This is a genomic window from Saccharopolyspora sp. NPDC000359 (assembly GCF_040300525.1).
Taxonomy (GTDB): domain Bacteria; phylum Actinomycetota; class Actinomycetes; order Mycobacteriales; family Pseudonocardiaceae; genus Saccharopolyspora.
Window position 1 is genome coordinate 90,217 of record NZ_JBEPDU010000024.1, and the last position, 10,167, is coordinate 100,383.

A 10,167-nucleotide genomic window follows, 5' to 3' on the forward strand; every position below is an offset into this window, starting at 1 on the left:
CACCAAGCCGATGACATCTCAGCTGGTCTTCCTGTTCTCCGGGCAGGGGTCGCAGTACCACCAGATGGGCCGCTGGCTCTACGAGCACGACGAGGTCTTCCGCGGCGTGCTCGACGACCTCGACGCGGTGGTCCAGCGGGAACGCGGTGACTCCGTGGTGGCGCACGTCTACCACCCGGAGCACCGGTTGCACGACCCGTTCGAGGACTTCCGCCACAGCCAGCCCGCGCTGTTCATGGTCCAGTACGCGCTGTCGCGGACGCTGGCCGCGCGGGGCGTCGAACCCGACGTGGTGCTGGGAGCCAGCCTCGGCGAGGTCGTCGCGTCCGCGGTCGCGGGCGCGGTCGACCCCGCCGACTGCCTGGCGCTGCTGCTGCGCCAGGTCGACCTGTTCCAGCGGGTCTGCCCGCCGGGCGGGATGCTGGCGGTGCTCGCCGACCCCGAGCTGTTCCACACCGACCCGGTGCTGCACCGGCGAGGGGAGCTCGCGGCGGTCAACTCCGCGTCCAACTTCGTGGTCGCCGGGTTCCCCGACGACCTGGACCGGATGGCCGCGCACCTGGACGGCGAGGGGGTGCTGCACCAGCGCCTGCCGGTGCCCTTCGCCTTCCACTCCGCGCACATCGACCCGGCCGAGGCGGAGTTCAAGGCGGCGGTGTCCCGGCTGGCGCCCCGTGCGCACCGCACCCGCCTGCTGTCGGCGACCAGCGGCCAGGACGTGCACCGGCCGGACGCCGACCACCTGTGGCGGGTGCTGCGCGATCCGTTCCACCTGGACCGCCCGGTGGAGCAGCTGCTGCGCGAGGGCGGGTACCGGTTCCTGGACCTCGGGCCGTCCGGCTCGATGGCGAACCTGATCAGGTCGCGGCTGCCCGCGGGCGCGGCGCTGCCGCTGCTGTCGCCGTTCGCCAAGGACGGCACCTTGCTGGACAAGGCGCTGGCGAGCACCGGCACGACCAGACCACCGACGACCGAAACGAGGCGAATGGACACGCGCAAGCTCAGCGTCCACGTGTTCCCCGGGCAGGGGTCGCAGTTCAAGGGGATGGGCCGGGAGCTCTTCGACCGGTTCCCCGAGCTCACCGCGCGGGCGGACGAGATCCTCGGGTACTCGATCCGCACGCTGTGCCTGGAGGACCCGGACCGGCAGCTCAAGCAGACCGAGTACACCCAGCCCGCGCTGTTCGTGGTGAACGCGTTGGCGCACCTGGCCGCGCTGCAGGAGGGCGGGCGGCTGCCCGACTACGTGCTCGGTCACAGCCTCGGCGAGTTCAACGCGCTGTTCGCCGCCGGGGTGTTCGACTTCGACACCGGGCTGCGCCTGGTGCGCAGGCGCGGTGAGCTGATGAGCCGGGCCAGCGGCGGCACGATGGCCGCGGTGTCGGGCTGCGATGTCGACGCGGTGCGCGAGGTGCTGGGCCGGCACGGCCTGGACACCATCGACGTGGCCAACATCAACACCCCGACGCAGACAGTCATCGCCGGTCCGAAGGACGCCGTCGACCGGGCCCGGCCGCTGTTCGCCGAGGTGGGCGCCCGTTGCGTGCCGCTGAACGTGAGCGCCCCCTTCCACAGCCGCTACATGGCGGCGGCCGCGGCGGAGTTCGGGCGCTTCCTCGACGAGTTCGCGTTCGCCGCACCGAAGGTGCCGGTCATCGCCAACGTCGACGCCCGGCCCTACGGCGTCGGCGACGTCGCGGCCAAGCTGCGCCAGCAGATCGCCAGCCCGGTGCGGTGGACCGACAGCGTGCGCTACGTGATGGCGCAGGGGGAGCTCGACGTCCGGGAACTCGGCCCGGGAACGGTGCTGACGAAGCTGGTCGCCAAGATCCAGGCCGAACCGCTGCCGCCCGCCGACCACGTGGACACCGGGGACACTCCGCCGACCGCCACCGCTGCCCCGGTCGTGCGGGATTCGCCGGTGCCCGCCGCGGAGTCGCTCGGTTCCGCGGAGTTCCGGCAGGCCTACGGGGTCGGCCATGCCTACGTCGCCGGTGGCATGCACCGGGGGATCTCGTCGCCGGACCTGGTGGTGCGGATGGCGCGCGCTGGGTTCCTGGCCTTCCTGGGCACCAGCGGGCTGCCGGTCGACGAGGTCGCCGCCGCCGTGAAGACGACCCGGGACCTGCTGCGCGGCGGTGAGCCCTTCGGCGTCAACCTCAGCTACGACCCGTTCGCCGGGCACGCGGAGGACGAGCTGGTCGACGCGCTGCTCAGCGCGGAGGTGACGAACCTGGAGGTCTCCGGGTACGTGCAGGTCACCTCGGCGCTGGTCCGCTACCGGCTGCGCGGCAGCCGGGTGCGCCCCGACGGCACGGTGGTCGCGCCCCGGAACCTGCTGGCCAAGGTGACCCGACCGGACATCACCCGGGTGTTCCTCGAACCACCGCCCGCGGACCTCGTCGCCCGACTGCTGGCCGACGGGGCGATCACGCGGGAGGAGGCGGACGCCGCCCGCGTCCTGCCGGTGGCCAGCGACGTCTGCGCGGTGGGCGACTCGGGCGGGTACACCGACATGGGGGTGCTGCCCGCGCTGCTGCCGTCGGTGCTGCGGCTGCGGGACGAGATCGCCGGTCGCGGTCCGGGCCCCCGGGTGCGGGTGGGCGCCGGGGGTGGCATCGGCACGCCGGAAGCGGCGGCGGCGGCCTTCGTGTTGGGCGCCGACTTCGTGCTGACCGGTTCGGTGAACCTGGCCACCCGGCAGAGCGCGATCAGCGACCGCGTCAAGGACCTGCTGCAGGGGCTGGACGTCCACGACACCACCTACGCGCCGTTCGGCGACCTCTTCGAGCTCGGTGGCCGGGCCCGGGTGCTGAAGAAGGGCGTGCTCTTCCACGCCCGCGCGAACAAGCTCTACGACCTGTGGCGCAACCACGACGACTGGCAGCAGGTGCCGGTCGCGGTCCGCGAGCAGGTGGAGCAGAAGTACCTGCACGCCACCTTCGAGGAGGTGTACCGGGAAGTCCGCGGCCGGGACCCGCTCGGCGCTCCCGAACCCGACCCCAAGCGCAGGATGGCGTTGGTGTTCCGCTGGTACTGCGAGCGCGCGCTGTCGTTCGCGCTCACCGGTGAGTCCAGCCGTGAGGTGGACTTCCAGGTGTGCTGCGGCCCGGCGCTGGGGGCCTGCAACCAGTGGTTGCGCGGCACCGACCTCGAACCGTGGCGCGGCAGGGACGTCGACGAGGTGGCCCGCCGGATCATGGCCGGTGCGGCCGAGGTCGTCGGCCGCGGCACGGCCCGGTCCTGACCGAAGTGGACCGAACCACCCCTGAACTGGAGGAGCTGAGAATGACGGACACCGTGCCGGAAGCGGTCGTGCACCCCACCACCCGCAGTTGCCCGTTCGACCCGCCAGACGGGCTCGGGCAGCTGCGCGAGGAACGGCCGCTGACGCGGATGCGCTACCCGGACGGCCACGTCGGCTGGTTGGTGACTGGGCACGCCCTCGCCCGCGAGGTGCTCGCGGACCCGCGGTTCGGCTCGCGCGGTGACCTGCTGCGCGCGCCGGTCCCGCTGGCGATGGCCCAGCCGCACTCGGAGATCCCGCCGGGCATGTTCACCGCCATGGACCCACCGGAGCACACCCGCTACCGGCGCAAGCTCGCGGGCGGGTTCACCGTGCGCCGGATGCGCCTGCTGGAGCCCCGGATCACGCAGGTCGTCGAGGAGCACCTGGACCGCATGCAGGATGGCGGCGGGCCGGTCGACCTGGTGTCGGCGTTCGCGGTCCCGGTTTCCCTCCGCGTCATCTCGGAGCTGCTCGGGGTGCCCGCCGAGCAGCAGCACCGCTTCCTGGAGGCGACCGAGGTCGTCTTCACGATGGGCGCCGACGCCGAGCAGGTGGTGGCCGGGTGGGAGGCGATGCGCGCGCTGCTGCTGGAACTGGTGGAGATCAAGCGCTCGGCACCGGCCGAGGACTTGCTGAGCACGCTGGTCGCCGACGGCGAGCTGACCGACCAGGAACTCATCACCGTCGGCACGCTGCTCATCATGGCTGGTCACGACACCAGCGCCAACATGCTCGCGCTGGGCGCCCACGCCCTGCTGCAGAACCCGGCGGAGCTGGCCGAGCTGCAGGCCGATCCGGCGCTGCTCGACGGTGCGGTGGAGGAGCTGCTGCGCTACCTGACCGTCCCGCACGTCGGGTCGATCCGGGCGGCGCTGGCGGACTTCGAGTTCCACGGCGAGTCGATCAAGTTCGGTGACGTGGTGACGTTGTCGCTGGCCGCGGCCAACCGGGACCCCGCCCAGTTCCCGGACCCCGACGTCCTGGACGTGTCCCGCCGGGCCACCGGGCACCTGGCGTTCGGGCACGGTGTTCACCAGTGCGTCGGCGCGCAGCTGGCCCGCATCGAGCTCCGCGTCGGTTTCGGCGCGCTGCTGCGGCGGTTCCCCACGCTGCGGTTGGCGGTGCCGCCGGAGGAGGTCGAGATGCGCCACGACATGATCATCTACGGCGTGCGCAGCCTCCCGGTGACCTGGTAAGGGCCCGGCCGCCCGTGTGCCCTGCCCGCAGGGCGCACGGGCGGTTGCGTCACCGGGCCATCGTGACGGCCTCCAGCAGTGCCGCCCGGTAAGCGGTCAGCTGTGCCTTCGGACGGGGGGTCGGCCGGTTGCCGTGGATCGCGGACCAGGTGAGGTCGAAGCCCAGCGCGTAGAGCTCGGCCGCGGAGGTCAGCATGGCTTCGTCCTCGGCTCCCCGGCGCCCGGACGGCAGCGCCCGCCCGTCGAGGTGGTGGTGGGCGAGGCACTGCCGGATGGAGCTCAGCAGCACGGGGTGCGGACTGATCTCCAGGAAGATGCCGTGCCCGTCCGCGCGCAACCGGTGCACCGCTTCGGCGAAGCGCACCGGCTGCCGGAGGTTGCGCACCCAGTACTCCGCGGTCAGGTCCGTGCCCTGGACGGGCGCCGCCTCCACAGTGGAGTACATGGGCAGCGCGGCGGGCATCGGCCGCAGGTCCGCCAGCGCGCGGTGCAGGTCCTCGCGGAGCTCGTCGACCTGCGCGCTGTGCGAAGCAACGGTGTCCCGGACGAGTTTGCAGTAGATGTCCTGCTGCTCCAGCGTCCCCACGAGCCGGGCGAGCGCGTCGGTGTCACCGGCCAGCACTGTGGACTGTGGACTGTTCTGCGCGGCGATGCTGATCCGGCCCTCGCTGCCGTCGGCGACCGCGGCGGCGTCCGCGGGGCCCAGCTCGGTCACCAGCAGCGAACCCCGGCCGGTCAGGCGCTGCAGCAGGGCGCTGCGGCGCACGGCTATCCGCGCCGCATCGTCCAGCGTCAACGCCCCGGCGACGTGCGCGGCGGCGACTTCACCCATGCTGTGGCCCACCACGGCGTCGGGTTCCACGCCCCAGGAACGCCAGAGTGCGGCCAGCGCGACCTGCATCGCCAGCACGGTGGGCTGCAGGACCTCGGTGGCGTGCAGGCGGGGCCCACCCGGCGAATCCAACTGCTCCAGCACGGAGAAACCGGCGTGCTCCCGGATCGCCCGGTCGCAGTCCCGCAGCGCGGCCCGGAACACCGGGTACCGCCGCGCCAGCTGCTTCCCCATGCCGGTCCACTGCGATCCCTGGCCGGAGAACACAAGGACGATTTCGCGCGCAGCTGGCGCCGGGTCCGCCTCGGCGTCGTCCGCCCCGGCCTGGCGCAGGAAGTCGGCCAACGCCGGGTAGGAACCGGCGACGAAACCGGTGCGCACGGCGCGGTGCGGGTGCTCGGTAGCAGCCCGTCGGCAGAACTCCTGCAGTGGCGGCAGCTCGTGGCCCGCGTCGATGACTGCCAGCCGGTCGTGGATCAGCCCGCGCAGCTCCGCCAGCGAGTTCGCTGAGAGCGGGAACAGCTGCGGTTCCTCCAGCGCCACCGGACCCGGATCAGCCCCTGGCATGGGCACGAACATGCTACCTCCACGAATGTGCGGATCAACGCAATCCACAGAATAGCAAGGGAAATGCTGCCGAGGAGCCGATCGCGCAGGCTGTCCACGCCACGCCGGTCGAACCTGCGGGGGTGCGATCGCCGCGGGGTTCGGTGCGGCGATCGCACCGCTCGCCGGGGGTCAGTAGCGGCGCTCGCCGTCTCCGCTGAGGGGGGACCACCACTGGGTGTAGTTCGTCGCCCCGTCGCCGAAGATCCCGCCGCGGCCTTCGACGACCTTGCCGTTCTCCCACTTGAGCATCTGCACGCCGGAGATGTCGAGCACGTCGAACGGGGAGGTGCTGCCCTCCGGCGCGCCCTTGCGAACGGCGTGGATCTTGTTGGCGTCGATCGAGTAGCCGTCCTCGTTGTTGATGAGCAAGGAGATCAGCTCCATGCTCCACGTGCCGCCGGATGCCTCCAGCATGCCCTGCACGTAGTCGAGGAAGTCGTCGATGCCGACCCGCCAGCCCGCGTGCGCGTGGCTGCCCGGCGCGAGGAAGCGCAGGTCCTCCGACCAGTACTGCGCCGCCTTGTCGCGGTCTCCGGCGGTCACCGACTCGTACGCGGCAGCGACCAGTTCGGGCGTGATCTCAGTCATCTTCGTTGATCTCCTTCTCTCCTCGGAGTTCGGTGAGCCACCCGTCCACCAGGTTCGCGGTGGCCTCGGCGTGCTCCTCCACGATCGTGAAGTGGTCGCCCACTGCCTCTGGCCTGGCGTCGCACTGCGGCCAGTTCGGACCCCAGTCGGCGTCGGCCAGCGGTGCCCCCTCCGCGTCGGGCAGGGCGTCGCCCGCGCGGACGAACAGCGTGGGCACGTCGGTCTGCTGCGGCTCCCAGTCGCCGAACAGCTCGAAGTAGCCGCCCATCGCGGTCAGCGAGACGTGGTCGGAGGAGACGAACTCGCTGCGCCGCGCGAACAGGCCGTTGGTGAACGCCGAGCTCAGCCTGGGATTCATCTCCCGGGGCAGGTAGGTGTCCACGAGCACCACGGCGCTCGGCGGCAGGCCCCGCTGCTCCAGCCGGGTGGCGACGGCATGTGCGATCCACCCGCCCGACGAGTAGCCCAGCAGGGCGTAAGGGGCGCCCGCCGCGTTGTCGAGCACTGCCTGCGCCTGTACTTCGACGAGTGCCTCCACACTGCCCGGAAGTTGTTCCCCGGGGAGGAAACCCGGCTCGGGCAGCACCAGTGTCGAGCGGCGGTCGCGGAGGGCGGAGGCGAACCGCGCGTACTGGTGCGCCCCGGACATCGCCACCACAGCGGGGAAGCAGAGCAGCAGCGGCTCACGCGGCCCTCTGGCCAGCGGCACCGGTTTCGGGACCCGGTCGAGCTCGGCCGGGGTGCCGAAGACGGGGCGGAACCGAGCCGCCATGCGGACCAGCTCCATGCCTTCGTCGATCCGGTCCTCGGCGCAGGCTTGGCGGAACAGCGCCCCCAGGGTGTCCTCCGCAGCAGCGGGTGGCGGCGCCGCGGTGTCCGCCAGCTCGTCGCACAGGAACCGGGTCAGCGCGGGTGGTGTCGGGTGCTCGAACACCACGGTCGCGGGGAGCCGCAACTCGGTGGCCCGCTCCAGCCGGTTGCGCAGGTCGACGGCCATCAGCGAGTCGAAGCCGAGTTCGGTGAAGGCCCGGTCGCCGCCCAGGTCCTCCGGCGAGGCGTGGTTGAGCACGGCCGCCACCTCGCGGCGGACGAGGTCGAGCAGCACCTGCTCGCGTTCGCCACCGGACAGCTCGCCCAGCTTGGCGGGCAGGTCCTGCTGCCCGCCGCCACTGCTCGCGCGCGAGGGGCGGACCATGGCGTGCCAGATCGGCGGGAGGGGTTCCCGCGCGGCTGCGGCCCGCAGCGCGGACAGGTCGACGTCGATCGGGACGAGCAGGGGTTCTGGCCTGGACAGTGCCGTATCGAACAGTTCCAGACCGGCCTCCGGTGCCAGTGGCGCTATCCCGCCTCGGGCGAGCCGACGCAGGTCGGCAGCCATACCGTCTTCGGTGGCCCACGGACCCCAGGCCAGGGAGGTGGCCGGGAGGCCCTGGGCCGCGCGGTGCGCGGCGAGCGCGTCGAGGAAGGTGTTGCCCGCTGCGTACGCGGCCTGCCCCGCGGAACCGAGGGTGCCCGCCGCCGAGGAGAACAGCACGAACGCCGTGAGATCACCGGCGAGCTCGTGCAGGTGCCAAGCCGCGTCCACCTTCGGGCGCAACACGCGCGTGAGCTGCTCGGGGGTGAGCGATTCGACCACACCATCGTCCAGCACACCGGCGGCGTGCACGACGGTGCGGACCGGGTGCTCCGCGAGCAGCGCGGCGACCTGGTCCCGGTCGGTGACGTCGCACGCGACGACTTCGACGCGCGCCCCCAAGTCCGCCAGCTCCGCCCTGAGCTCCGCCATGCCGCCGCGGCGGCTGACCAACAGCAGGTCTCGAACACCGTGCGCGGTGACCAGGTGCCGTGCGATCAGGGTTCCCAGCGCGCCGGACGCGCCGGTGACGAGCGCGGTGCCCTGGGCCAGGTCGACGGCGGTCGACGCAGGTCCGGTGACCGGCGCGACGCGGGGCACGGAGGTGCCGTCCCCGCGGATCACCGCGTGCGGTTCGCCGGAGGCGAGCACCGACGCGAGCGCGCGCCAACCCGGAGGTGCCTCGCCGGGGTGGACATCGATCAGCGCGATGCGGCCGGGGTGCTCGGCCGCTGCGGCCCGCACGAGACCCGCGAGCGGAGCCAGGACCAGGTCGGTCGTCGCGCCCTTGGCCAGCACGACCAGCCGCGTCGCCGCGAACCGCTGGTTGGCGAGCCAGGTTCGCAGGGACGCGAGGACCCGGGAGGTGATCTCGGTGGCGGCGGTGGGCACGTCGGTGCCCTCCGGTGCGGCAGCGGTCAGGAACACCGCGTCCGGGACGGTACCGGAAGCCGACGCCACGGCGTCGAGCCCGGCCAGGTCGGAGTAGGTCTCCTGGTGTGCGCCGCTGTCCCGGAGCGCCGAGGTCAACCAAGGATCGGGGTCGCCGAGCACGGCGAACCACGATGCGTCCGGCACCCGCGTCGACGGCAGGTCCTGCCACCGCACCCCGAGCAGCGCCCTCGGGGCGCCGCTCTGACCGTGCTCGACGGGCATGTGGCGCAACGTCAACGCCTCGACACCGCCGACGGCGCGTCCGTCCTCATCGGAGAGTTCGAGGGAGACGGTGTCGTCGCGCACCGCCTTCAGGTGGACGTGCAGTGCGGTCGGAGCAGGGTCGTTGATCTGGACACCGCGCCACGCGAACGGCAGGCTCGGCGCCGAGCCGGAGGTGTCCACGAGGTCGCCGACGCCGATGGCGTGCAGGGCCGCGTCCAGCAGGGCGGGGTGGATGACGTGACCTGCCACGTCGGTTCCCGCGGGCAGGGCCACCTCGGCGAAGACCTCGCCCGGGCGGCGCCAGGCGGAGCGCAGCCCGCGGAACGCGGGGCCGTAGTGCAGCCCCCGGTCCGCCAGCTGGTCGTAGACCTCGGCGAGGTCCAGCGGCTCCGCATCCTGCGGCGGCCACGTCGTGACCGCGGCCGGTGCGGTCTCTTCCGGGGCGGCGAGCGCGGCAGTGGCGTGCCGGGTCCAGTCGTGCTCCGAACCCGGCTCGCGGCTGTGCACGCGAACGGCCCGGCGGCCGGTTGAGTCCGGCGGCTCGACGCTCAGCCGGATGTCCAGCGGGGACTCGGCAGGGAGCACGAGCGGTGCGTCGACGGTCAAGTCGTCCAGGGCCGTGAGCCCGCACGTGGCTCCAGCGTGCAGGACGAGGTCGACGTGCGCCGTTCCCGGTAGCACGACGCGGTCGCCCACCGCGTGGTCCGCGAGCCACGGGTGGGTGCCGGTGCTGATCTGGCCGGAGAGCACGAGCGCACCCGACTCCGGGTCGGTGACCGCCGCTGCCAGCAGTGCGTGGTCGGCGCGTTCGAGACCAGCGGTGTCCAGGTCCGCCGAGCGGGGGGCGCGGTGGTCGAGCCAGAAGTGCTGGTGCTGGAACGGGTAGGTCGGCAGCGAGGTGGGGCGGGCACCGGTCCCGTCGAAGTAGGCGTGCCAGTCGGGGTTGGTGCCGGTGGTGACGAGGTGGGCGAGGGCGGTGTTGATGGCGTTGGTTTCGGGTTGTTTGGCGCGCTGACTGGGGACTGCGCCGGTGGGTAGGTGGGGGATGAGTGAGGCGTTGGGGCCGATTTCGAGGTAGGTGGAGGAGTTGTGCGTGGTGGTGATGGCGTCGGCGAATCGGACGGTGTGTCGGGCGTGGTGT

At 72.5% G+C, this 10,167-nt stretch carries 5 protein-coding genes; 2 read left to right on the forward strand and 3 right to left on the reverse strand.

From position 1 onward, the window contains the following. The first annotated feature begins 10 nt into the window (after nt 1–10). Both fabD and ABT324_RS17190 read left to right on the forward strand, forming a co-directional pair. Nucleotides 11–3,247: an ACP S-malonyltransferase gene (gene fabD / locus ABT324_RS17185; RefSeq protein WP_351177814.1), complete on the forward strand. Its 3,237-nt coding sequence runs from the start codon at nt 11–13 to the stop codon at nt 3,245–3,247. 41 nt (nt 3,248–3,288) lie between these two features. Beyond that, a complete protein-coding gene (locus tag ABT324_RS17190) occupies nt 3,289–4,485 on the forward strand; it encodes a cytochrome P450 (protein WP_351177817.1) in 1,197 nt (398 codons plus the stop codon). Nucleotides 4,486–4,534: 49 nt separating this feature from the next. On the opposite strand, the gene ABT324_RS17195 is transcribed toward ABT324_RS17190, so the two are convergent. From ABT324_RS17195 to ABT324_RS17205, 3 genes are all read right to left on the reverse strand, one after another. Next, the gene (locus tag ABT324_RS17195) at nt 4,535–5,896 is read right to left on the reverse strand and encodes an acyltransferase domain-containing protein (RefSeq protein ID WP_351177820.1); all 1,362 of its coding nucleotides are present in this window, start codon (nt 5,894–5,896) and stop codon (nt 4,535–4,537) included. Between the two features lie 159 nt (nt 5,897–6,055). After that, complete coding sequence (locus ABT324_RS17200) at nt 6,056–6,514, reverse strand: nuclear transport factor 2 family protein (protein WP_351177823.1); 459 nt, start codon at nt 6,512–6,514, stop codon at nt 6,056–6,058. Then, nucleotides 6,507–10,167: type I polyketide synthase (locus ABT324_RS17205; RefSeq protein ID WP_351177826.1), on the reverse strand; the 3,661-nt coding region annotated here is incomplete at its 5' end. The genes ABT324_RS17200 and ABT324_RS17205, both read right to left, overlap by 8 nt.